Here is a 22,004-nt window from a genome sequence, read left to right on the forward strand (position 1 = left end):
AGCGGGAAGCAACGTCGCTCATTATGGCATAACCCGCATTTTTTCTGCATATAAGATTTTACAGATCCTTGAGCGGCTCCTGCCAAGCGGCTTTCAGCTCGGAAATATCGGAGTTGACCACCACTTTCCCCGAAAGCCCCTTCACCGAAACGTTCTTCGCCTCGGTCACCGCGCCGATCTTGGCGAAGGTGGTCCCGGCCATGGCCTTCTCGAACGCCTCGACCTTCTCGGGGCGCACCGTCACCAAAAGCCTCGATGCGGACTCGGAGAAGAGAAGCACGGCGTCCTTCTTGTCGGCGGCCTCCCCCTTGAAGGCGACCTTGGCCAGGTCCAGCTCCATCCCGAAGCCGCCGGCAAAGGCGCTCTCTGCTGCGGCGACGGCAAGCCCGCCGTCGGAGAGGTCATGGCAGGAGGCGACGAGCCCTGCGTTCAGTGCGCCGTGGTAGGCGCGGTAAGTGGCGAGGGCAGCGTTGGCGTCCACCTTCGGGACGTTGTTGCCGACGTACCCCTTCTGCGCCAGGTACTCGGAGGCACCCAGCTCGTTCGCGGTAGCACCCAGGAGGTACACCTGGTCCCCTGCGCGCTTCACGTCCATGGTCACGGCGAGACGCGCGTCCTCCATCTTGCCGATGACCGAGAAAAGCAGGGTCGGCGGGATGGAGATCTTGGTGGTGCCGTCGTAGAAGTCATTCTTCATGGAGTCCTTGCCGGAGATGAGCGGCATGGAGAAGACGGTGCAGTAGTCGTAGAGCGCCTTGTTGGCGCGCACCAGCTGGGCCATCTTGTACGGCCCGTCCGGGGTCCGGTCGGAAAGGACCGGGTCGCACCAGCAGAAGTTGTCCAGGCCGGCGACGAGGTCGAGCGAGCCCCCGACGGCAACGTAGTTCCTGAGCCCCTCGTCGATGGCGTTGGCCGCCATGTCGTAGGCGTCGATATCGCTGTAGCGCGGGCAGATGCCGTGCCCGACGACGACCGCCTCGAAGGAGTCGAGGATCGGGCGCACCACGGCGGCGTCAGACGGGCCGTCGTTGTCGACGCCGGTGAAGGGCTTGACTACGCTTCCCCCCTGGACCTCGTGGTCGTAACGGCGCACGACGCTTTCCTTGGAGCAGATGTTGAGCGAGGAGAGAAGCCCCTTTAGGTCACCGGTGTAGTCGGCCGCCTCGGCGACGGCCGGTTCTTCGTGCACCGGCTTTTCCCAGCGGGCCGGGATCTGCATCGGCGGAAGGCCCGCGTGCATGAAGGAAAGCGGCAGGTACGCCACGGTCTTCTCGCCGTAGAGCATGTGGAAGATGCCGGAATCGGTGAAGCTCCCGAGCACGGTCGCCTCAACGTTGAAGCGCTTGGCCATCTGCATGAAAGCGTCGATGTTCTCGGGGGGCACCGCGAGGCTCATGCGCTCCTGTGCTTCGGAGATCAGGATCTCCCAGGGAGCGAGTCCCGGGTACTTGAGCGGCGCCAGGGAGAGGTCGAGCTGGCAGCCGCCGCACTCCTCGGACATCTCGCCGATGGAGGAGGAAAGCCCCCCTGCCCCGTTGTCGGTGATGAAGCGGTAAAGGCCCTTGTCGCGGGCGCGGATCAGGAAGTCGAACATCCTTTTCTGGGTGATCGGATCGCCGATCTGGACCGCGGACACCGGCGAGTTCTCGTTCAGCTCCTCGGAGGAGAAGGTGGCGCCATGGATGCCGTCCTTGCCGATCCTGCCGCCGGTCATGACGATCAGGTCGCCCGGAAGGATCTTCTTCTGGTGCGAGGGCTCGTCCTTGATCTTCGCCGGCATGATCCCGGCGGTGCCGCAGAACACCAGCGGCTTACCGGCGAAGCGGTCGTCAAAGACCAGCGAGCCGTTGACGGTCGGGATGCCGCTTTTGTTGCCGCCGTGCTCCACCCCTTCAACGACACCTTCGTAGATGCGGCGCGGGTGCAAGAGGCGCTTGGGGAGCTCCTTGCCGTAGAAAGGATCGGCGAAGCAGAAGACGTCGGTGTTGAAGATGAGCTTCGCCCCCTTGCCGGTCCCGAACGGGTCGCGGTTCACGCCGACGATGCCGGTCAGCGCCCCGCCGTAGGGGTCGAGCGCGGACGGCGAGTTGTGGGTCTCGACCTTGAAGACCAGCGACCAGTCGTCGTTGAAACGGATGACGCCGGCGTTGTCCTTGAAGACGGAGAGGCAGTAGTCTTTGTCGCCCATGGCGGCGCGCACGTCCGCGGTGGTCTTCTGGATGAAGCTCTTGAAGAGCGACTTGATCTCTTCGCGGTTCCCCTCCCCGTCATCGTAGCTGACGTCTGCCGAGAAGATCTTGTGCTTGCAGTGCTCGGACCAAGTCTGAGCCAGCGCCTCGAGCTCCACGTCGGTGGGAGCAGCACCCAGGCCCACGTTCTTCCTGGCCTCCAGCACCTTGGGGTCGCGGTAGTGCGCCTGGATGATCTTCATCTCGTCCAGGGTGAGCGCCAGCACGCCGTCGCGGCTGATGCGCATCAGCTCCTCGTCGGATACCTCGAGGTTGACGCTGTTCACCTCGACCTTCGCCTCACCCTGCACCTTGGGCACGAAGGGAGCGACGCCACCCTGTGCCTTGAAGGAGGCGGCGTCCAGGATCTGGTAGCGCTGGATCAGGGTGTTGCACAAAAGGCCCGTGGCGATCTTTTCGGCGTCCTCGCGGGAAAGCTTCCCGGAGATCAGGTACTGCACCGAGGTGTAGACCGCTTCGCCCGAGGCGAGCGGGCGCCCCAGGAGGTAGCCGATAGCCTCGCCTGCGGTGCGGCCGACGTTGTCGGTGACGCCGGCACGGAAACCGACCTCGACCAGAAAGTCGAAGCCGGAAGCGGCGGGCTTGCCGACGCTGTAGTTCTGGATGACCGGGTCGCTGAAGGGGCCGGCCGCCACCTGCTCCAGTTCCCCGGAGGTGAGCTGCGCGTCCACCGTGTAGACGTCTATGGTCCGGACCTGGTCCACGTGGAGATGGAGAAAGTGCTCGATCTCACGCTTGATCCGTTCGCCGCGAGGGTCGCGGACCTCGTCCTTTAGGGTGATTTCAATCCTGTGGGGCATGGTCTGTGTCCTTTTCGTATATGACCGTCCGCGTCGGGTACGGTATGTTGACGCCGTTGTCCTGGAAGCATTTCACCAGGGCGCAGTTGATCTGGTCGGTCGCCTTGACGAGATGGGTGTAGTCGGCCACCCAGAAGAAGAGCGAGAGGTTCAGGGCGCTGTCGCCGAAGTTCATGAAATACGACTCGGGAGCCGGTTCGGCAAGGACGTCCGGCGCCGACTTCGCGGTCTGAACCAGGAGTTCCTTGGCCCGCTCCACGTCCGAATCGTAGCCGATGCCGATGTTGATCCTTCCTTTGCCGCGGACGTCCGGGAAGGCCTGGTTGATCACTGTGGAGTTGCAGAGGTCCGCGTTGGGGATGATCAGGAAGGTGTTGTCCAGGGCCTTGATCTTGGTGCTCCGCAGTCCAATGTCGACCACGTCGCCGGTCTGGGAGGCGACCTGGATCCTGTCGCCGATCCTGAAGGGACGGTCGAGCATCAGGGTGAATCCCGAGATCATGTTGGCCAGGGTGTCCTTGGCCGCGAGACCTATAGCCAGAGAGCCGACGCCCAGTGCGGTGACCAGGGAGAGGATGTCGTAATTGAAGTGCTTCAGGGTGATGATGAGCGCCATGATGATCAGGAAGATGGTGCAGAGCTTCTCGATCAGCGGCATCAGCTGGCGGCTCATCTCCGGGCCGGCGACCCGGTCACCGAAGCGCTCCAGCATCTCGTTGACGATGCGGAAGGCGACGGTGGTGATGATGGCCATGTTGACCACGAACAGCACGCCGGCCGCTATCACTCCTATCTTTTCGGGAAGCGGCAGACGTTTGATCGCGTAGTAGAGGCCGGCGCAGTTGACCAGCACCATGGCCGGACCGGAGACGATCTCAAGTATCCGGTCGTCCAGGTCCGTGTCGGTGTAGGCGCACAGGCGGGTCCCGACCTTGGCCAGGACCCGCTGCAGGAGCCTCGAAAGGAGGTAAAAGACGGCGATGATGCACGCCGACAGGAACAGTTGCTTGGCCCAGAAGAGATAGAACGGGTCCATCTCGTTGGGCGTCAGGTAGTACAAAAAGCTATCCACCAAAGACCCTCGTGAAAATAGTGTCGACGTGCTTCAGATGGTAACCGAGATCGAAGGCTTCCTTGATCTCTTCGGCGGGGAGGAAACCGGCGACCTCGGGGTCGTTCAGAAGCTCGGTCTGGAAGTCTTTCCCCTCCTCCCACACCTTCATGGCGTTTCTTTGCACCAGCGCGTATGCCTTCTCGCGGGAAGCGCCGGACTCGGCGAGCTTCAAAAGCACGCGCTGGGAGAAGATGAGGCCGCGCATCTGGTTCAGGTTGCGCATCATGTTCTCGGGGTAGACCACCAGGTTCTCGATCAGGCCGATGGCGCGGTTCAGCATGAAGTCGAGCATGACCGTTGCGTCCGGGCCTATGATGCGCTCAACAGACGAGTGGGAGATGTCGCGCTCGTGCCACAGCGGGACGTTCTCCATGGCCGAGACCGAGTAGCCGCGGATCAGGCGCGCCAGGCCGGTCAGGTTCTCGGAGAGGACCGGGTTGCGCTTGTGCGGCATCGCGGAGGAGCCCTTCTGCCCCTTGCTGAAGAACTCCTCGGCTTCGAGCACCTCGGTGCGCTGCAGGTGTCTGATCTCGACGGCGAACTTCTCGATGGAGGAGGCGATGATAGCGAGGGTGGTGAAGTACTCGGCGTGGCGGTCGCGCTGCAGCACCTGAGTCGAGCAGGGGGCCGGCTTCAACCCGGCCTTCTTGCAGACGTAATCCTCAACCTGCGGGTCGATGTTGGCGAAGGTGCCGACCGCGCCTGAGAGCTTGCCGTAGGAGATGGTCTCAAGCGCCGCTTCCATCCGCTTCAGGTTCCTGGCCATCTCGTCGTACCAAAGCGCCATCTTCAGGCCGAAGGTGACCGGCTCGGCGTGGATGCCGTGCGAGCGCCCCATCTGCGGCGTCATCTTGTGCTCGTAGGCGCGGGTCTTGATCACGGCCATAAGCCGCTTGATGTCGGCAAGGATCAGCTCACCCGCTTCCTTCAACAGCATGGCGAATGAGGTGTCAAGGACGTCGGACGAGGTAAGCCCCAGGTGCACGAAACGGGAGTCTTCCCCGATGTAGTCGGCGACGGAGGTGAGGAAGGCGATGACGTCGTGCTTGACGGTGCGCTCGATCTCGTCGATGCGGGGAACGTCGAAGTTGGCCTTCGCCTTGATGCGGGCCACTGCGTCCTTGGGTATGCGCCCCATCTCGGCATGTGCCTCGCAAGCGTAAATCTCTATCTCGAGCCACTTGCGGTAGCGGTTTTCCGGTTCCCAGATGCGGGCCATTTCAGGACGGCTGTAACGTTCGATCACTAGTCATTTCCCCCTATTGAAATCAGTTTAAGATTAAGAGTCAGTTTAAGATTAAGAGATGCATCAAGATTAAGAGAAGAAGCAGGTTAAGATTAAGAAACCAGCTGAAGATTACGATTGAGATCAAGTCCAGTCTGAGCATAAGACCGTATCAAGATCTGAGGTTAGGAAAAAGAAAAAGATCAAGGGGCTGAAACTGGAAGAGTGAAACAGGAAGGTCCTGAGAACCCGCGCGCTACTCTCTTCTTGGTCTTTACCTTAATCTTGATCTTAATCTCAATCTGTTTTAAACACTCCGCTGGCCTGGTGCTGCCACCCGAGAAAGAGATCCGGCCCGCAGATGTTCTGGCTGTCGACGAGCCCTCTGGCAGAGGCCATGGCGAGAGACGGATCGTTGTTGACCTCCGACAGATGAGACAGGAAAACGCTCTCAAGCCCCGGGTGCAGCAGCTCCTCCAGGAGCGCCGCCCCTTCGGCGTTGGAAAGATGGCCGTGGCGGGAGCGGATGCGCTGCTTGAGGTGCCAGGGATAAGGGCCATCCTGCAGCATCCGCTCGTCGTGGTTGAACTCGAGAACCAGGGCGCGGCACCCTTTCAGCTTGTCGTGGGTGAGCCTGGTGGCAATGCCCAGATCGGTGGCGAAGCCTATCCCCCCCTCCCCGCTCTCGATCCTGTACCCGACGGGATCGCAGGCGTCGTGGGTGACCGGAAAAGGGTCGATGGAGACCCCCTTGAAGACGAACGGGACGCCCGGTTCGAACTCGACATAGTCGACACGGCCGATCACGTGGCGCGCAGCCTGGAGTGTGCGGGCTGACCCCAGCACCGGGAGCTTCAGGCGCCTGGCAAGCGCCCCCACACCACGGATGTGGTCGGTGTGTTCATGGGTGATCAGGATGCCGTCCAGCGTGGCAGCATCGACCCCTATCGAGGAAAGCCTGGCGATGGTCTCCCGCCCGGAAAGCCCAGCGTCGATCAGCAGGCGGCAGGCACCTGTTTCCATGAAAAGGGAGTTACCCTTGCTGCCACTCGCCAAGAGGCTGAGCCTCATGCATCCCTCCGAATTTGCGCTGATCAAGCCCGAAACAGGGGCTCATGAATGGCAGAAAAACCTTATTTTTATACAGGAAACGGGTGGCAGATTCAAGATCAAGTTGCTGAGATTTGCTTAACGCAGGAGCCTGCTGTAGTCGGTGTTGTTCTCCCCGATGCCTGGGGCAAGCGGCAGCAGGATGTGGAAAGTGGAGCCGGGGAAGCGCTCCGGGTTGTACCCGGTCGATTCCACCCAGATCTCGCCGCCGTGCATGTCGACGATCCCTTTGGCGATGGACAGGCCAAGGCCCGCCCCTTTGGCCTTGAAGGCGACCTTGCCGCTGGAGTGTTCCTGGATGTTCCCCACCTCGTAGAACTTGTCGAAGACCCTCAACTGGTCCTCCCGGTCGATGCCGATGCCGGTGTCGGTGACGGTGATCTCCAGGAAAAGATGGTGCTCGCGCCCCTCTCCGCTTCCGTCGGAACCGGCCTTTCCGCGCAAAAGGTACTTGGCGGAGGTGCTGATGGTGATCTTGCCGCCGTCGGGGGTGAACTTGATGGCGTTGCCCAGGATGTTGGAGAGAAGCTGCATGAGGCGCAGCGCGTCGCCGCGGATAGTGGGGATGGATTCGTCGAGGTTTACCTCCACCTCCTGCTTCCTCATGGAGAAGAAGAAGCGGAGTTCGTTCACCGAGGCCTCGATGAGGCGGTTCAGCTGAATGTCCTCGACCTTGAGCTGCAGCCTCTTCTCGTCGATCATGGAGACGTCGACCATGTCCTTGATGATGTTGTCCAGGCGCGAGGCGGCGTTGGCGATATTCACCACCATCTCCAGGACCGTCTTGTCGATCCGGTCGGAAAGGTCGGTGGTGATAAGTTCCGAGTACCCCATAATGACGGTGAGCGGCGTCTTCAGCTCGTGGGAGGCAAGGCCCAGGAAGGAATCCTTCATGCGGTTCAGCCGGGCCAGGTCAGCGGAGCTCTTCTCGAGGTTCAGGATGATCTCCCGCTCGCGGGTCACGTCGCGGAAGATGGCCTGCACCACGTTCTCCGACCCGCTCTTGATGCTGGAGGCGTGCAGCATGGCGACCATGGCGCCCCCTTCCTTCTTGCAGAGCTGCATCTCCTCGGCGATGTGCGCCCCCTGGGCTGCCTCCCGGAAGATCCGGTGCACCTTGGGGATGTTGCTGATGTTCAAAAGGAGCAGCATCTTGGTCAGCGGCAGGCCCAAAAGCTCCTTCGCCTCGTAGCCGAAGAACTCCTCCGCCATCTTGTTGACCATGCGGACGGACTCGTCCCCCCCGATGACGACAATGGCGTCGCTTGCGTCCTCCATCAGCGACTTGTAAAGCTCCTCGGAGCGTTCGAGGTCGGTGGAGAGCCGCTCCAGCTTGCGGTAGGACTCCTGGAGCTCCTCGAAGGTCCGCTCCATGTCCTCGTAATTCTTCTTTATCTGGGCGTCCCTGTTCTTTAGGAACTGGGACATGATGTTGACGTTGCGCGCAAGCTCGTTGAACTCGTAGACCTGCACCTCCCCTATCTGGGTGTCGAAGGCCCCTTCCGAGATCTGCTTAACCCCCTTGAGAAGCACGGAGATGGGCTGCATCACGTACTTTTTCATGAATAGCATGATCAGCGAGAACGAGGTGAAAAGCGATACGGCCAACAGGAAGAGGGTCTTGAACACCATCCCCTTCATCTTGTCGGAGACCACCTGCTCGCTGAAGCCTACGTGCGCCAGCGCGATTGGCTTGCCGTACGGGCCTAAGACCGGGACGGCGGAATCGTAAAAGGTGGTGTCGACGCCGTCGACCGCCATGGAGATCCGGTTCTTGTAGACTCCGGATTCCAGGCGATCTTCTTCTTTGTTGGGCGCGGACAGCAACTGGCGCGCAGGAAAGGTGATGAATCGGGGATCGCTGGCAAAAAGGACCGTGCCGGAGAGATCCGAGACAACGCAGTAGGCGATATCCTGGTTTCCCTCGATGATCTCGCGGCACTTCTCGGAGACCCCGGTCATATCCTTCAACTCCAGACCGAGGTTGAGAACCTTCTCGATGTTGGATTTGAGGGCGGTGGCAAGCCCCTTGGAACGCAGCTGGAGCGCGTTGACCTGATCCTTGCGCAGCGCCATGATATCCATGCCAGAGCCGACGGAGATCGCCAGGAACAGGATCAGGAAAGAGAACAGTAAGATGCGTTTTTCCAGAGTCATTTTCATCTATATACGATCCAGCATCTAACGTAAGCGAGGTAAGTGCGCATCATGGTCCACGCAAGAGTAATTTATCCACCTCGGAAAAGTCAATTATTTTATGGATTTATTTACCGCTGCGGGAACCGCGGCAAAACGGGACTGCGGCGCCTGTCCAAGCCGCGCATTCGAGCCATTCGTGTCTTCGGCGAACGCGGTAATATCTTGAATTAAAATTGTTGACGCCCCTCTCTCACGTTGTTAATATCCACAATTGTGAAAGAATACTTAATTAACAGGAGGAGCACAATGGCTTTAAGAGTGGCTATTAACGGATTCGGCAGAATCGGACGTTGCGTACTTAGGGCAGCTGCACAGGAGCAGGGTTTTGAGTTCGTCGCCATCAATGACCTGACTGATGCGAAGACCTTGGCACACCTGTTAAAGTATGATTCCGTTCATGGAACTTTTCCCGGCGAAGTGTCGGTGGACGGCGACAAGATCATCGTCAACGGCAAAGCCATCAAGGTGCTCGCCGTAAGAAACCCGGCGGAGCTCCCTTGGAAGGAGATGAACGTCGACATCGTGCTCGAGTCGACTGGTCTCTTCACAGCCCGCGACAAGGCGGCGCAACACCTGACGGCCGGGGCGAAAAAGGTGGTGATCTCGGCCCCCGCCACCGACCCGGACCTCACCGTCGTGCTGGGCGTCAACGACAAGGAATACGACAAGAACAAGCACCACATCGTCTCCAACGCATCCTGCACCACCAACTGCCTCGCCCCTGTCGCCAAGGTTCTGCAGGAGAGCTTCGGCATCGAGAAGGGGCTCGTCACCACGGTCCACTCCTACACGAACGACCAGAACATCCTCGACCTGCCGCACAAGGACCTGCGCCGGGCGCGCGCCGCGGCCCTTTCCATGATCCCCACCACCACCGGCGCCGCCAAGGCGGTGGCGCTCGTGCTGCCTGCGCTCAAGGGGAAACTGGACGGCATGGCCATCCGCGTGCCGACCCCGAACGTCTCCGTGGTCGACCTGGTGGCGACCCTCTCCAAGGAGACCGACGCACAGCAGGTGAACGCGGCGTTCAAGGCCGCGGCCGACGGGCCGCTCAAGGGGATCCTGGGCTTCTCCGAGGAGCCGCTCGTCTCCATCGACTTCAACGGCAACAAGCTCTCCTCGATAGTCGACGCCCCCTCCACCAAGGTGATCGGCGGCAACATGGTGAAAGTGATCTCCTGGTACGACAACGAAATGGGCTTCTCCACCAGGGTGGTCGGGCTGATGAAGATTCTCCTTTAGGAAAAGGTGGTACTTGAAAGGGAAGATGTGATAAGTAGACGGGGGGGAGGCTACTCCTCCCCGTATTTATTTTTATTGATTCAGGAGGTGTCATGTCAATCCGCTACATCGACGAGATCGAAAACCTGTCCGGCAAGAAGCTCTTCATGCGCGTGGACTTCAACGTGCCGCTGGACGACAACCAGAACATCACCGAGGACACGAGGATCCGCGCCGTCCTCCCCAGCATCAATTACGCCCTCGACCAGAAAGCAAAGATCATCCTCGCCTCGCACCTTGGGCGCCCCAAGGGAGAGCGCAAGGAAAAATACTCCATGGCTCCCGCCGCGAAGCGCCTCTCAAGGCTTCTGGGCAAGGAGGTGAAGCTCGCCTCCGACTGCATCGGCGACGAGGTGAAGGCGATGATCAACGCCATGCAGCCCGGCGACGTGATCATGCTGGAGAACGTCCGCTTCTACGCCGGCGAGGAGAAAAACGACGCCGACTTCGCCAAGGCGCTCGCCAATGACTGCGACGTGTATGTCAACGACGCCTTCGCCGTCTCGCACCGGGCCCACGCCTCGGTCGAGGCCATCACCAACTGCTTCCCCGTGGTGGCTGCCGGCTTCCTGATGAAAAACGAGATGAACTACTTCGAAAAGGCGATGAAGAACCCGATCCGCCCCCTGGTCGCCATCCTGGGCGGCGCGAAGGTCTCCGGGAAGATCGAGGTGCTCGAGAACCTCTGCGACAAGGTCGACAAGATCATCATCGGCGGCGGCATGGCCTTCACCTTCCTCAAGGGGATGGGGTACAACGTTGGCAAGTCGCTCGTCGAGGACAACCTGATCGACACCGCCATGAAGACCTATGAGAAGGCGCGCGCCCAGGGGGTCAAGTTCTACCTACCGGTCGACTGCGTGGTGGCCGACCAGTTCAATCCGGCAGCCGAGACCAAGGTCTGCCCGATCCAGGAAATCCCCGAAGGTTGGATGGCGCTCGACGTCGGCCCCGCCACCGTAACCCTCTTCACCGAAGCGCTGCAAAACGCGAAAACCATCGTCTGGAACGGACCGATGGGGGTCTTCGAGATGGACGCTTTCTCCCGCGGCACATTCGCCATGGTCTCCGCCGTGGCCAACTCCTACGCGCTTACCATCGTCGGCGGGGGAGACACCGACGTCGCGGTACACCGCGCCGGCGAGTACGCGAAGATAAGCTACATCTCCACCGGCGGCGGCGCCTTCCTCGAACTGCTCGAAGGTAAGAAGCTCCCCGGCATCAAGGTCCTGGAAGACAAGGGGCACCAATAAAAAGCAGATTGGGATCAAGATTAAATTGAGACAGGGCTTTTTCGCCTTCTCTCATCTTATCTTGATCTCAATCTTATATATCTCCTGGAGGTATTAGATGCGCAAGCCGGTCATAGCAGGCAACTGGAAACTCTTCAAGACTAAGAACGAGGCGCTGGCACTGATAGAGGAACTGGCACCGCTGGTCTCCGGCGTGAGCAACGTCGAAATCGTGGTAGCGCCGGTTTTCACCGTGCTCCCTACCCTCCCCGCCGCGCTCGCCGGCACCGGCATAAGCCTCGCGGCGCAGGACGTTTTCTGGGAAGAAGAAGGCGCCTTCACCGGCGAAGTTTCGCCCCGCATGCTCCTCGACGCCGGCGCAAGCCACGTCATCATCGGCCACTCGGAGCGCAGGCAGTACTTCGGCGAGACCGAGGAAACAGTGAACAAGAAGGTCAAGGCGGCCCTCAAGGGGGCGCTTGTCCCCATAATGTGCATCGGCGAGACCCTGGAGGCGCGCGAAGCCGGGGACACGTTCAAGGTGCTGGAACGCCAGTTGAGAGGGGGGCTTGAAGGGCTGACCGCAACGCAGTTCGCACCGGTGATCATTGCCTACGAGCCGGTCTGGGCGATCGGCACCGGCAAGGTGGCCTCGGACGATCAGGCGCAGGAGGCTCACGCCTTCATTCGCAGCGTCATCGCGGAGATGTTCGGCAAACCGGCCGCGGAAAAGGTGCGCATACTCTATGGCGGCTCCGTGAAGCCTGAAAACGCCAAGGGGCTCATGTCCCGTCCAGACATAGACGGCGCTCTCGTGGGAGGCGCAAGTCTCAAAGGCTCATCTTTTGCCTCAATCGTACGTTACGGTGAATAAATTCTTGGTTATTTAGAGCAAATATGCTAGAAAGACTCTTTGAACACACTTGGAGGTAAGTCTTTAAATGACATTTCTACTGGTAACCCTGCATATTCTGGTATGTTTTGCCCTGATCGTCGTGGTCCTTCTGCAGTCCGGCAAGGGAGCCGAGATGGGTGCATCCTTTGGCGCCAGCGGCAGCCAGTCGGTTTTCGGCGCAGGCGGCGGCAGCACGTTCATGAGCAAACTGACCACCAGTGCAGCGATCATTTTCATGCTTACCTCACTGGCACTGGCTTTTGCCTCGGGCAAAGGCGGCGGGTCCTCCATCATGTCCAAAGCCCCCAAGGCGAAGCCGGCACCGATGGGCGGCATGCCGCTTCAGCAGCCGGTCGCGCCGGCGGCTCCTGGTAATGCAGCTGCCCCTGCCGCTCCGGCAGCTCCCGCCGCTCCTGCAGCCCCTGCAGCACCCGCACAGAAGTAGCAGCGTACGGTTTTTTGCTGTTGACATCTCTGTCAGCAGATGATAGAAAGTTGGTTCTTCTTGCCGAAGTGGTGGAATTGGTAGACACACCATCTTGAGGGGGTGGCGGGCGACAGCCTGTACGAGTTCGAGTCTCGTCTTCGGCACCATCTAAAACACAGACGCCTTGGCTTACATAGAGCCAGGGCGTTTTTTCAATCAGTAAGCTCTCGGCCTGCGGCAACAAAATCAGTATCATTAAAGATTCTGTCTTGACTTGCTTCAGCACAAATGTTAATAATGTGGTTCTTCTTGCCGAAGTGGTGGAATTGGTAGACACACCATCTTGAGGGGGTGGCGGGCGACAGCCTGTACGAGTTCGAGTCTCGTCTTCGGCACCATCTAAAAACTCAGCGCCTTGGTTCACTATGAGCCAAGGCGCTTTTTTGTTACACGGGGACTGCTACTTTTCCGAAACATAAAGTAGCTTGCCCCCTTTTTCTACGCTACCCGCCCTTTTTGATGCACCCGGCCAAAGTCACAGACACCCCACCCTAGCCACAGCCCATGCTCCACCAAGCTTAAACTGCACAAGAACTGTATTAATCTCCGCTCAGCAATCAGCAATACTACAATTTTTCACACACTTACCTGCACCACAAAAGTCAACCACCCTGCGTTGACAAGTCAACGACACCCCATATAATGTTTACACCGCAGATTTAATGAAATATTAGATGGGAGGAGATATGAAAGACACACAAGATGCAATCAGGCAGGCAATTCAGACAGAGAAGAATGCGATGAACTTCTACGAGATCGGTGCTCAACAGATGAAGGACACGGAAGCAAAGAGGCTCTTCGAACAATTGGCCAAAGAGGAGAAGGAGCACGCCTTGCAGTTCTTTCGGGCCTACAACGGTAGCGACCTCGGTAGCTTCGACGAATTCATAGCCACCCCTCCGCAGAACGAGGCGTTGTGGATCAACTCCATCCAGAAGGTGATCGGTCCCGACTTCACCGAACAGAAAGCCCTTGAGTACGCCATGGAGAAGGAGACCCACCTGGAGAAGGCTCTCAGGGAAACGGCCGCCAGGATCACCGACCCTGCCATCAAGGAGATCTTCATTCTTAACGCGAACGAGACCCACAACCACTACCTGACCATCGAATCGGAGTACGCCCGCATCATGGCCATGGTGGACGAGTCCGACATGGACACCTTTGTAAGGGAATAGCCAGCTCCGTGGGCACAGCCACTCACCGCATTGAGAAGCAACCGCAGCGTCCAGTCATATCCTGCGGCGGTTTGGGCATTTACGCGTAGAAGGCCGTCAATAGCGGAAGCAGGAGAAAAAAAATACTATCTCTGTCGATTTTTTTCTTGCACGGAGACCCCTCCGATGCTATAAGTAGGTCTCTCGCAAGCCGGAGTGGCGGAATTGGTAGACGCGCTAGATTCAGGTTCTAGTACTCGCAAGGGTGTGCTGGTTCGATTCCAGTCTTCGGCACCAAAAAATCAAGGGATTAGGCTAACAGCCTAATCCCTTTTTTTGTCTTCTCCCTGACGACCTGACGACTTTTGTCAACCTTGGCACCCCTACCCTAAGCTCGCTTCCGCACCTCCAGAACTGACAGCCGCGTTTTCAGGTATGACCCTTTGCCTGGAGATCTGCAACCTGCTGCTTACTTCCTTGCCTTTACCATCGAAGAAAATCTGGGTGGGGATCATCCGAACTTTGAACCGGTCGGCGGCGGACTTGTTCTCGTGCACATCGATGAAGAGGACGCTAGCCTTGCCCCGATACTCAAGGGACAACCCCTCCAGGATGGGCGCCATCTTCTTGCACGGGATGCAGGTACGTGCGCCGAGATCGATGATGACGGGCTTTCCTGAGGCCAGTGCCTGGCGCACTGCGGCGTCGGACGCCGACGGCAGTTCCGCTTGCGCGTTGACGGCTGTAAGGACCAATGCTGCGGCAAGGAGCGCTCTCATGACAGCATCCCCGCGATTTCAGCGGCGGACGCCACCTTGCCGGAGAACTTCACCTTCCCGTCGACTACCAAGGCTGGCGTGCTCATCACGCCGTATTTCATAATCGTCGGGATATCTTCTACCTTGACGACCTCCGCCGCCACCCCCGCCTCTTCCACTGCCTTTTTGGCATTCTCAAAAAGAGTCTTGCACTTCGCACAGCCTGTTCCCAGAACCTCGATTTTCATTGCCGCTCTCCTTCCTGGATTTATTTCAAACGTGCAGCGCCAACTACGGCGTACAACTGCAGCCGCAGGAGCAAGTCATCCCTTTTGCTTTGGCGAAAGCCTCCCTACCCTCCCGGAAACTCAGGTAGGCGATGAACATCGCTCCAACGGCGTCGAGACTCCCCACCCCCGTAACTTCGTAGCCGATGCTGGAAACCAGCAGGGCCAGCGAGAAGTACAGGCAGGCGCGAGAACAAGCGGCGTCGGCCAGAATTGCAGGCGAATTGAGGGCCTTGCCCACGGCCGTCTTCTGGCGTATCAGGTACCACATGAAAGAGACCGAGACCAGGGAAACGACGACGCCCCAAAAGGTGGTTTCGGGCTTATGGTGCTGGTAGATGTTGATGACCGCAGTCGCCACGAGCCCTGCGGTCAGCAGGTAAAAAGAGACGCCGGTGATCTTCAGGGCGCGCTGCTCGAACTCGTCGCGGGTCTCCCCAGCGTTCGCCCTAATCCGCTGCAGCATGTGCCAGACCCCCACCGCGGATATGACCTCTATGAATGAGTCCGCCCCGAAACCGAAAAGCGCCAGCGTCTCGTCGGACGCCCCCATCCAAACGGAAACGAGCCCTTCCAGGATGTTGTAAAGAATGGTGAAAAGAGCCAGATAGCTCGCGCGCTGGTAACCGGATGTTTTCATAGATACCGCCTTTTACAAGATCAGATTGAACAGATAGCCGACGACGACTATTGCGCAGGCAACCGTTCCGAAAAAGGTGAGAAGGAGCCTCGTTTTCAGGACGTTTTTCAGGATCACGGCTTCGGGGAACGACAGTGCCGTCACCGCCATCATGAACGCCAGCACGGTGCCGACAGCCATCCCTTTTTCCATCAAGGCCTGTACTATCGGGATGATGCCGGCCGCGTTGGAGTAAAGCGGCACGCCTATGAGCACAGCAAGCGGCACCGCAAGAGGGTTGCCCGGACCTGCGTACTGGAGCAGCAAATCGGCGGGAGCATAGCCATGGATGAAGGCGCCGGCCCCGATTCCGACGACCACGTAGGGCCAGATCATCTTCAGCAGGCTGATCGTGTAATCCCGTGCATAGGCGAGCTTCTGAGCGAAGCTCTGTTGCTCGATCTCAGCAGCGCCAACCTTGACCTCCCAGACGTAGTCCTGGACGTACTTTTCCATCTTAAGCCGGCCGATGACGACACCTGCAGCAATGGCCACCACGAGCCCCGCCCCGATGTAGATCGCCGCTATCTTCCACCCGAAGAGGCCCCAGAGCATGATCAGGGCCACTTCGTTGACCATCGGCGAGGAAACCAGGAAGGAGAAGGTAACCCCCAGGGGAATACCGGACTCGACGAAGCCGATGAAAAGAGGGACGGCCGAGCAGGAGCAAAAGGGGGTGACGATGCCGAGCAGGGCCGCCAGAACGTTGCCGACGTACTCCCTGTTGTGGGAAAGGATGCGGCGGGTGCGTTCAGGCGAGAAGTACGACCTTATCACCGCGACTGCAAAGACGATGGTGGTCAAAAGCAAAAAGATCTTCAGGGTGTCATAGACGAAGAAGTCCAGGGCGTCGCCGAGCCTGCTTTGCGGCGAAAGCCCCATGACACCGAATACCACATAGTCTGCAAAGCTCTTCAGCATCTGTTACTCCGGTACAACGACAAAAGACATATCACAACTGCAGCTGCTGCAGCAGCCCCCTGCCGCCCTCAGTGCGCGCGTTTCTGGTGGCTCTTCAGGTCGCTAAGAGCCGACCATTTCGGCGGCGGCCAGAAGCCCTGCCTTCAGTATCAGTTTTTTCGGGATAACCTCGTAACCTTGACCGCCAACGGAGAGGGTCCTGCACTGGCTTTCACCGCAGGGACCGCAGCAATCGCTCTTGCCTACCTCAGCGTGCAGCCAGCATTCAAGAGGCTTACCCCCAATCCAGACCCGGTTAGACTCCAGCGGGTCCTGGAGGAAGTCGTTGGTCCTCAATTCCGTCATTTCCGCTGCGACAGTGATACCCAGATGGGCAAGTGCGTCGGACAGCATTCCGACGGCGGTTGCGACTTCATCGCCGGTCCCGGAGCAGCGACTGCAGGTCTGCCCGGTGTCGTCTACAAGGCGTTGCCACTTGATCCTGAGTTCCGGCATGGTGCCTCCCGCGCTCCCTTCTATGCGGCCAGGGAGATGATCCAGCTTTCCACCTTCTTTTTGATGTCGTCTCTGATTGCGCGGATGGACTGCAGCTTTTCTTCATCGGTCCCCTGCAGCGCCGAGGGATCGGGGAAACCCCAGTGAAGCCTCTGCGCCTTCCCCGGAAAAAGCGGGCACCTCTCGGCACTGGTTTCATCGCAGACGGTGATGACGTAATCAAATGGGGCGCCTTTCTCGATAAACTGCGAAACCTCTTTGGTTACATTGCCGGAGATGTCTATGCCGACCTCCTTCATGGCCTGGACCACGAGAGGGTTCAGCCTCCCCGGCTCGATCCCGGCGCTTTGCACCTCGAACCGTTCCCCGCCCGCTTGCTTCAAGAACGCCTCCCCCATCTGGCTTCTGGCGCTGTTATGTATGCAGACAAACAAGACCCTTATTTTTCCTTGCATCACTTGTCTCCTGTCAAAGGCCGGTACCTGAAAAGTAGCGGCGCTGGAACCAGAAAGCCACGTTCACCAGGGCTATCATCACCGGAACTTCCACCAGGGGGCCGATTACGGCGGCAAAGGCTGCGCCGGAATTGAGCCCGAAGACGGCAACGGCGACGGCGATGGCGAGCTCGAAGTTGTTGCTCGCGGCGGTGAAGGCAAGGGTCGTGGTCTTGCTGTAGTCGGCGCCGAGCCTCTTCCCCATCCAGAAGGAGACGAAGAACATGGCGACGAAATAGATGAGCAGCGGGAGCGCGATCCGGGCGACGTCGAGAGGGAGCGAAACGATGAGGTTCCCCTTCAGGCTGAACATGACGACGATGGTGAAGAGAAGCGCAATCAGCGTGACCGGGCCGATCCTGGGGACGAATTCCCGGTGGTAGCGCTCCTTCCCCATCAGTTTGACGCCGACCAGACGGGTGACCGCACCGGCGATGAACGGCACCCCCAGGTAGATGAAGACGCTCTTCGCGATCTGCCCTATGCCGACTTCCACCATGCTGCCGGACAGACCGACCAGAGGAGGGAGGACGGTGATGAAGAACCAGGCGTAGACGCTGTAGAAAAGTACCTGGAAAACGCTGTTGAACGCGACCAACCCTGCGGCGTACTCGGTGCTCCCCTTAGCCAGATCGTTCCAGACGATGACCATGGCTATGCATCGGGCAAGCCCTATCATGATGAGTCCCACCATGTACTCAGGCTTGTCGGGGAGAAATACGACTGCCAGGATGAACATCAGGACCGGCCCTATCAGCCAGTTTTGGACCAGGGAGAGCCCGAGAACGCGCTTGTTGTGGAAGACCTCCGGCATATCCTCGTACTTCACCTTGGCAAAGGGTGGGTACATCATGAGGATGAGACCTGCCGCGATGGGGATGTTTGTGGTCCCGACCTGGAAGCTGTTGATGAACCCTTCAATCCCGGGGAAGAAATATCCCGTTCCCACCCCGGCAAACATGGCGAGGAAGATCCAAAGGGTAAGATAGCGGTCGAGAAAGGAAAGTTTCTGGGAGACCCCGGTAGACATGACTCCTCCTTATCACAAAAAAAATCAGGCGCAGTTGGCCCCCTTGGCAAAAGAAGAGATCTTCTTCAGGTCGGCGACGACCTGCGGCAATTCGGTGAGCAGTTCCTTCAGCACACCCGCCAATTGAGCCTTCATGGGGTTGTCGGCCGAAATTGCGTAGATGATCCAGACCCCTTCCCTGCGGTCAGTGACCCATCCGGCGTTTTTCAGGTAGGCAAGGTGCCTGGAAACGGTAGATTGCGGCAGCTTAAGCGTCGCGGTGATGTCGCAAACGCAAAGTTCCCCGGAAAAAAGGAGCAGCGCCACGATACGGAGGCGGGTTTCATCGGCAAGGGCTTTGAAGCACTGTACGGTCGTTTTCATGGCGGCGATTATATCCGGATAAGCGGATACGTCAAGAACTTCCCAACGGAGTTGTCATGGTACCAGGCAGGGGACTTCCTCCAGTTGTGTTGTCACGCAGAGACGAAAAAGGGCCGAGACGTTAAGCCTCGGCCCTTTTTGCTACCCTGCTCTCACTCGGATAGCGGCGGCGCCCACTGGATCTTGGGCTGTCGGTTTTGCTTTGCAGGGGACTGCTCCTTTCTCGCCCCCTGCTCCTCGTTCCCGGGCTTCCCGGTCAGCAGTTCCTTAACCTTCTCGGATACCGCCCCTCCATTCCGATCAAGCCTGATGTCCTTCACTTGCTCAATCTGATCATCCAAAATTACTGTTTGAGTCTTGCCGGAACTGTAGCTGATGACAATCTGGTCAGCAAAGGCAGACCCAGAGACCAAAGAAAGAGCTGCAACGAGATGTGCTGCCAAAGTTTTTACACTCACTTGCCACCTCACAAATCTACTGGTTCAGTTAAATATGCTCACAGCCCCTACAACATTCCTCTGTGGGGTAAGCAGCAGCCGGGGAAATAATCGCACAGCCAGTATTTATGTCAAGCCTTAGCCAATTCCGGTGCTCAAAGAAAAAGGCCAAGGAGCGATCCGACGCACTCCTTGGCCATGGGTTTTTACTGCGGGGTGGCTAGCTTAGATCCCGACCCCGTCGTCTCCGATATCCTTGTGGGGGTGACTGCTGCGCTTGTAAAGGAGCACGCTGATACCCTCAGGCGTCCGGTCGAACTCGAAGGCGAGGCAGTTCTCGTAGGCGACGAACGCGACAGGCTCCAGCTGCCCCAGGTCGCGCAGCCTGAAAAGCAGACGGTTCCCCTTAGCGAGGTGCTCCAGGAGACCCTGCGGCACGTCGAGCACGAAGGCCCCCTTCTCTTCCCTCAGGTCGACCAGGTTCAGGTTGGTCGCTGCCACCTCGCCGAGGCTGATGCGTCGAACCCAGGAGCTTCCGGTTCCAGCCCCTCCCTCGGTCAACTCTGCGACGTCCTTGGGGAGAGCCTCGACCACCATGCCGGCCGCCACCGTGGCGTTGGTGAAGCGGTCGATGAGGATGAAGCTGCCGGTATCCCTGTTCTCGCGGTACGGGTCGAAGGAGACCGGGCGGTCCAGCTCCAGCCTCGCCAGGCCGATCTCGTTCAGCCCAAGCGTTGCCACCTGCTTCTGCTCCAGGGTGTTCACGTCGGTCGCATAGTGGACCGCGGTCACCCTGCCGGGGGTGACACCTGTGGCAGTCTTCACCAGGTACAGCTGCCCCGGCTGCAGCGGTTCGTCGTGAAGCCAGACGAGCTGCGCCTCGGGATGCCGCGTGTAAAGCGGCGGCGCGTCGCTGCGTGTCAGCATGTCGCCGCGGCTGATGTCGATTTCGTCTTCGAGCGTCAACGTCACGGCCTGGCCGGCGACAGCCTCATCGAGATCGCCGTTCATGGTGACTATCCTTGAGACCTTGCTTACCTGCCCGGACGAGGCGACACGGATTTCGTCGCCGGGACGGATGGCCCCGGAGGCGACGGTGCCGCAGAAACCGCGGAAATCGAGGTTGGGACGGTTCACCCACTGCACCGGCAGCCGGAAAGCCTGGTCGACACGGTCATCCTCGACCTGCACGGTCTCGAGGAAGTGCAAAAGCGGCGGCCCCTGGTACCAGGGGGTGTTGGCGCTCTTCTCGATGATGTTATCGCCGTTTAAAGCCGAGATCGGGAGCGCCGTGATGGAGCTGAAGCCAAGCGGAGCGGCGAATTCCCGGTACTCCCTCTCGATGGCGGCAAACTTCTCCGCGTCGAAATCGATCAGGTCCATCTTGTTGATGGCCAGGACGATATGGCGGATCCCCACCAGCGACACCAGGTAGCTGTGCCGGCGGGTCTGGGTCAAAAGCCCCTTGCGTGCGTCCACCAGGATGACCGCCACCTTCGCGGTGGAGGCGCCGGTCACCATGTTGCGGGTGTACTGCTCGTGGCCGGGGGTGTCGGCGACGATGAACTTGCGGCGGTCGGTGGAGAAGAAGCGATAGGCGACGTCGATGGTGATACCCTGTTCCCGCTCGGCCTGCAGCCCGTCCAAAAGCAGCGCGTAGTCGATGGCTCCCCCCTGGGTACCCACCTTCTTGCTGTCCGCCTCAAGCGCCGCCAGCTGGTCCTCGAACACCATCTTCGAGTCCCACAGAAGGCGGCCGATCAGGGTGCTTTTGCCGTCGTCCACGCTGCCGCAGGTGATGAAACGGAGCAGCGACTTCTCCTCCTGGCTCTTCAGGTAGGCGAGGATATCCTTCTCGATCAGATCGGATTGATGTGCCATTAGAAGTACCCCTCCTGTTTCTTCTTCTCCATCGAACCGGCCTGGTCGTGGTCGATCAGGCGCCCCTGGCGTTCGGAGGTGCGGGTGAGGAGCATTTCCTGGATGATCTCGGGCAAGGTATCGGCCTCGGATTCGACAGCGCCGGTGAGCGGGTAGCATCCCAGGGTGCGGAAGCGGACCGATTTGTACTCGATCTTCTCGCCGGGCTTGAGTTCGAGCCGGTCGTCGTCCACCATGATCAGCATGCCGTCGCGCTCGACCACCGGCCTTACGGCGGCGTAGTAAAGAGGGACGATCGGTATCTGCTCCAGATGGATGTACTGCCAGATGTCGAGTTCGGTCCAGTTGGAGAGGGGGAAGACCCGGATGCTCTCGCCCGGCTTGATCCGGGTGTTGTAGAGGCTCCAGAGCTCTGGGCGCTGGTTCTTCGGGTCCCAGCGGTGGTTCGCGCTGCGGAAGGAGAAGATGCGCTCCTTGGCGCGGGATTTCTCCTCGTCGCGTCGAGCCCCACCGAAGGCTGCGTCGAACTTGTAGTGGTCGAGCGCCTGCTTCAACCCTTCGGTCTTCATCACGTCGGTGTAAAGCGCCGAGCCGTGGGTGAAGGGACTCACCCCCCTTTTCACGCCGTCCTCGTTCACGTGCACCAGAAGTTCCATACCAGATTCCTTGGCCATCCGCCCGCGGAACTCGATCATGTCGCGGAACTTCCAGGTGGTGTCGACGTGCAGCAAGGGAAAGGGTGGCGGAGCCGGGTAGAAGGCCTTACGGGCGAGATGAAGCATGACCGCCGAGTCCTTGCCGATGGAGTAAAGCATCACCGGATTGTCGAATTCGGCTACCACTTCACGGATGATGTGGATGCTTTCCGCTTCGAGTTGCTGCAGATGGGTAAATTGTCTGGTCATATGAGTTC

General features: G+C 59.2%; 21 protein-coding genes and 3 tRNA genes. 8 read left to right on the forward strand and 16 right to left on the reverse strand.

The features are described 5' to 3' along the window. Positions 1-58: 58 nt before the first annotated feature. The 5 genes from GEOBRER4_RS11050 to GEOBRER4_RS11070 form a co-directional block, all read right to left on the reverse strand. The gene (locus GEOBRER4_RS11050; protein ID WP_185242343.1) at positions 59-3,049 is read right to left on the reverse strand and encodes a phosphoribosylformylglycinamidine synthase subunit PurS; all 2,991 of its coding nucleotides are present in this window, start codon (positions 3,047-3,049) and stop codon (positions 59-61) included. After that, entirely contained in the window at positions 3,033-4,121 is a 1,089-nt protein-coding gene (locus tag GEOBRER4_RS11055) for a mechanosensitive ion channel family protein (RefSeq protein ID WP_085815106.1), read from the reverse strand. Before GEOBRER4_RS11055 ends, GEOBRER4_RS11050 begins: the two co-directional genes overlap by 17 nt. Further along, a complete protein-coding gene (purB, locus tag GEOBRER4_RS11060; RefSeq protein ID WP_085812563.1) occupies positions 4,114-5,409 on the reverse strand; it encodes an adenylosuccinate lyase in 1,296 nt (431 codons plus the stop codon). The genes GEOBRER4_RS11055 and purB overlap by 8 nt, the downstream gene beginning before the upstream one ends. A gap of 276 nt (positions 5,410-5,685) precedes the next feature. After that, a complete protein-coding gene (locus tag GEOBRER4_RS11065) occupies positions 5,686-6,459 on the reverse strand; it encodes an MBL fold metallo-hydrolase (protein ID WP_185242344.1) in 774 nt (257 codons plus the stop codon). Between the two features lie 117 nt (positions 6,460-6,576). After that, the gene (locus GEOBRER4_RS11070; protein ID WP_185242345.1) at positions 6,577-8,661 is read right to left on the reverse strand and encodes an ATP-binding protein; all 2,085 of its coding nucleotides are present in this window, start codon (positions 8,659-8,661) and stop codon (positions 6,577-6,579) included. A gap of 282 nt (positions 8,662-8,943) precedes the next feature. Here GEOBRER4_RS11070 and gap point away from each other — a divergent pair, with 282 nt between their 5' ends. The 8 genes from gap (at position 8,944) to GEOBRER4_RS11110 (ending at position 14,043) form a co-directional block, all read left to right on the forward strand. Further along, complete coding sequence (gene gap / locus GEOBRER4_RS11075; protein WP_185242346.1) at positions 8,944-9,939, forward strand: type I glyceraldehyde-3-phosphate dehydrogenase; 996 nt, start codon at positions 8,944-8,946, stop codon at positions 9,937-9,939. Between the two features lie 92 nt (positions 9,940-10,031). Continuing rightward, entirely contained in the window at positions 10,032-11,231 is a 1,200-nt protein-coding gene (locus tag GEOBRER4_RS11080) for a phosphoglycerate kinase (protein ID WP_085812559.1), read from the forward strand. Between the two features lie 97 nt (positions 11,232-11,328). Further along, positions 11,329-12,084 carry a triose-phosphate isomerase gene (gene tpiA / locus GEOBRER4_RS11085; RefSeq protein WP_185242347.1) on the forward strand — a complete coding sequence of 252 codons (756 nt, stop codon included), beginning with the start codon at positions 11,329-11,331 and terminating at the stop codon, positions 12,082-12,084. A 67-nt stretch (positions 12,085-12,151) separates the two neighbouring features. Further along, positions 12,152-12,550, forward strand: coding sequence for a preprotein translocase subunit SecG (secG, locus tag GEOBRER4_RS11090; protein ID WP_185242348.1), 399 nt, complete (start codon positions 12,152-12,154; stop codon positions 12,548-12,550). A gap of 62 nt (positions 12,551-12,612) precedes the next feature. Next, a tRNA-Leu gene (locus tag GEOBRER4_RS11095) sits at positions 12,613-12,699 on the forward strand. A gap of 144 nt (positions 12,700-12,843) precedes the next feature. After that, positions 12,844-12,930: transfer RNA gene (locus GEOBRER4_RS11100), tRNA-Leu, on the forward strand. 348 nt (positions 12,931-13,278) lie between these two features. Beyond that, positions 13,279-13,767: a ferritin-like domain-containing protein gene (locus tag GEOBRER4_RS11105; RefSeq protein ID WP_185242349.1), complete on the forward strand. Its 489-nt coding sequence runs from the start codon at positions 13,279-13,281 to the stop codon at positions 13,765-13,767. A 189-nt stretch (positions 13,768-13,956) separates the two neighbouring features. Next, positions 13,957-14,043, forward strand: a tRNA-Leu gene (locus tag GEOBRER4_RS11110). A gap of 86 nt (positions 14,044-14,129) precedes the next feature. On the opposite strand, the gene GEOBRER4_RS11115 is transcribed toward GEOBRER4_RS11110, so the two are convergent. The 11 genes from GEOBRER4_RS11115 to cysD form a co-directional block, all read right to left on the reverse strand. Further along, a complete protein-coding gene (locus GEOBRER4_RS11115; RefSeq protein ID WP_185242350.1) occupies positions 14,130-14,525 on the reverse strand; it encodes a thioredoxin family protein in 396 nt (131 codons plus the stop codon). Then, positions 14,522-14,752 (reverse strand): thioredoxin family protein, encoded by a 231-nt coding sequence (locus GEOBRER4_RS11120; RefSeq protein WP_085812546.1) that lies wholly within the window; start codon positions 14,750-14,752, stop codon positions 14,522-14,524. Before GEOBRER4_RS11120 ends, GEOBRER4_RS11115 begins: the two co-directional genes overlap by 4 nt. Positions 14,753-14,795: 43 nt before the next feature. Continuing rightward, positions 14,796-15,431 (reverse strand): cation transporter, encoded by a 636-nt coding sequence (locus GEOBRER4_RS11125; RefSeq protein ID WP_185242351.1) that lies wholly within the window; start codon positions 15,429-15,431, stop codon positions 14,796-14,798. A gap of 12 nt (positions 15,432-15,443) precedes the next feature. Then, a complete protein-coding gene (locus GEOBRER4_RS11130) occupies positions 15,444-16,391 on the reverse strand; it encodes a permease (RefSeq protein ID WP_185242352.1) in 948 nt (315 codons plus the stop codon). A gap of 102 nt (positions 16,392-16,493) precedes the next feature. Beyond that, positions 16,494-16,886, reverse strand: coding sequence for a DUF2703 domain-containing protein (locus GEOBRER4_RS11135; RefSeq protein ID WP_185242353.1), 393 nt, complete (start codon positions 16,884-16,886; stop codon positions 16,494-16,496). Between the two features lie 20 nt (positions 16,887-16,906). Next, on the reverse strand, positions 16,907-17,341 hold the full coding sequence (locus tag GEOBRER4_RS11140) for an arsenate reductase ArsC (protein WP_185242354.1): 435 nt from the start codon (positions 17,339-17,341) through the stop codon (positions 16,907-16,909). Positions 17,342-17,354: 13 nt separating this feature from the next. Further along, positions 17,355-18,410 carry an ACR3 family arsenite efflux transporter gene (gene arsB / locus GEOBRER4_RS11145; RefSeq protein WP_185242355.1) on the reverse strand — a complete coding sequence of 352 codons (1,056 nt, stop codon included), beginning with the start codon at positions 18,408-18,410 and terminating at the stop codon, positions 17,355-17,357. 24 nt (positions 18,411-18,434) lie between these two features. Then, on the reverse strand, positions 18,435-18,773 hold the full coding sequence (locus GEOBRER4_RS11150; RefSeq protein WP_185242356.1) for an ArsR/SmtB family transcription factor: 339 nt from the start codon (positions 18,771-18,773) through the stop codon (positions 18,435-18,437). Positions 18,774-18,925: 152 nt separating this feature from the next. Then, positions 18,926-19,231 carry a hypothetical protein gene (locus tag GEOBRER4_RS11155; RefSeq protein WP_185242357.1) on the reverse strand — a complete coding sequence of 102 codons (306 nt, stop codon included), beginning with the start codon at positions 19,229-19,231 and terminating at the stop codon, positions 18,926-18,928. Positions 19,232-19,435: 204 nt separating this feature from the next. Further along, positions 19,436-21,091: a sulfate adenylyltransferase subunit CysN gene (gene cysN / locus GEOBRER4_RS11160; RefSeq protein WP_185242358.1), complete on the reverse strand. Its 1,656-nt coding sequence runs from the start codon at positions 21,089-21,091 to the stop codon at positions 19,436-19,438. Further along, a complete protein-coding gene (gene cysD / locus GEOBRER4_RS11165) occupies positions 21,091-21,996 on the reverse strand; it encodes a sulfate adenylyltransferase subunit CysD (RefSeq protein WP_185242359.1) in 906 nt (301 codons plus the stop codon). The genes cysN and cysD overlap by 1 nt, the downstream gene beginning before the upstream one ends. Between the last annotated feature and the right edge of the window lie 8 nt (positions 21,997-22,004).

This window comes from Citrifermentans bremense (genome assembly GCF_014218275.1).
GTDB lineage: Bacteria > Desulfobacterota > Desulfuromonadia > Geobacterales > Geobacteraceae > Geomonas > Geomonas pelophila.

Excerpts from the sequence above, each read along its gene's own strand:
- GEOBRER4_RS11065 (WP_185242344.1), bottom strand. The coding sequence starts at position 6,459 with ATGAGGCTCAGCCTCTTGGCGAGTGGCAGCAAGGGTAACTCCCTTTTC.
- GEOBRER4_RS11125 (WP_185242351.1), bottom strand. The coding sequence starts at position 15,431 with ATGAAAACATCCGGTTACCAGCGCGCGAGCTATCTGGCTCTTTTCACC.
- gap (WP_185242346.1), top strand. The coding sequence starts at position 8,944 with ATGGCTTTAAGAGTGGCTATTAACGGATTCGGCAGAATCGGACGTTGC.
- GEOBRER4_RS11135 (WP_185242353.1), bottom strand. The coding sequence starts at position 16,886 with ATGCCGGAACTCAGGATCAAGTGGCAACGCCTTGTAGACGACACCGGG.
- GEOBRER4_RS11080 (WP_085812559.1), top strand. The coding sequence starts at position 10,032 with ATGTCAATCCGCTACATCGACGAGATCGAAAACCTGTCCGGCAAGAAG.
- GEOBRER4_RS11130 (WP_185242352.1), bottom strand. The coding sequence starts at position 16,391 with ATGCTGAAGAGCTTTGCAGACTATGTGGTATTCGGTGTCATGGGGCTT.
- GEOBRER4_RS11115 (WP_185242350.1), bottom strand. The coding sequence starts at position 14,525 with ATGAGAGCGCTCCTTGCCGCAGCATTGGTCCTTACAGCCGTCAACGCG.
- GEOBRER4_RS11105 (WP_185242349.1), top strand. The coding sequence starts at position 13,279 with ATGAAAGACACACAAGATGCAATCAGGCAGGCAATTCAGACAGAGAAG.
- tpiA (WP_185242347.1), top strand. The coding sequence starts at position 11,329 with ATGCGCAAGCCGGTCATAGCAGGCAACTGGAAACTCTTCAAGACTAAG.
- cysD (WP_185242359.1), bottom strand. The coding sequence starts at position 21,996 with ATGACCAGACAATTTACCCATCTGCAGCAACTCGAAGCGGAAAGCATC.
- cysN (WP_185242358.1), bottom strand. The coding sequence starts at position 21,091 with ATGGCACATCAATCCGATCTGATCGAGAAGGATATCCTCGCCTACCTG.
- GEOBRER4_RS11050 (WP_185242343.1), bottom strand. The coding sequence starts at position 3,049 with ATGCCCCACAGGATTGAAATCACCCTAAAGGACGAGGTCCGCGACCCT.
- GEOBRER4_RS11140 (WP_185242354.1), bottom strand. The coding sequence starts at position 17,341 with ATGCAAGGAAAAATAAGGGTCTTGTTTGTCTGCATACATAACAGCGCC.
- arsB (WP_185242355.1), bottom strand. The coding sequence starts at position 18,410 with ATGTCTACCGGGGTCTCCCAGAAACTTTCCTTTCTCGACCGCTATCTT.
- secG (WP_185242348.1), top strand. The coding sequence starts at position 12,152 with ATGACATTTCTACTGGTAACCCTGCATATTCTGGTATGTTTTGCCCTG.
- GEOBRER4_RS11070 (WP_185242345.1), bottom strand. The coding sequence starts at position 8,661 with ATGAAAATGACTCTGGAAAAACGCATCTTACTGTTCTCTTTCCTGATC.
- GEOBRER4_RS11150 (WP_185242356.1), bottom strand. The coding sequence starts at position 18,773 with ATGAAAACGACCGTACAGTGCTTCAAAGCCCTTGCCGATGAAACCCGC.
- GEOBRER4_RS11120 (WP_085812546.1), bottom strand. The coding sequence starts at position 14,752 with ATGAAAATCGAGGTTCTGGGAACAGGCTGTGCGAAGTGCAAGACTCTT.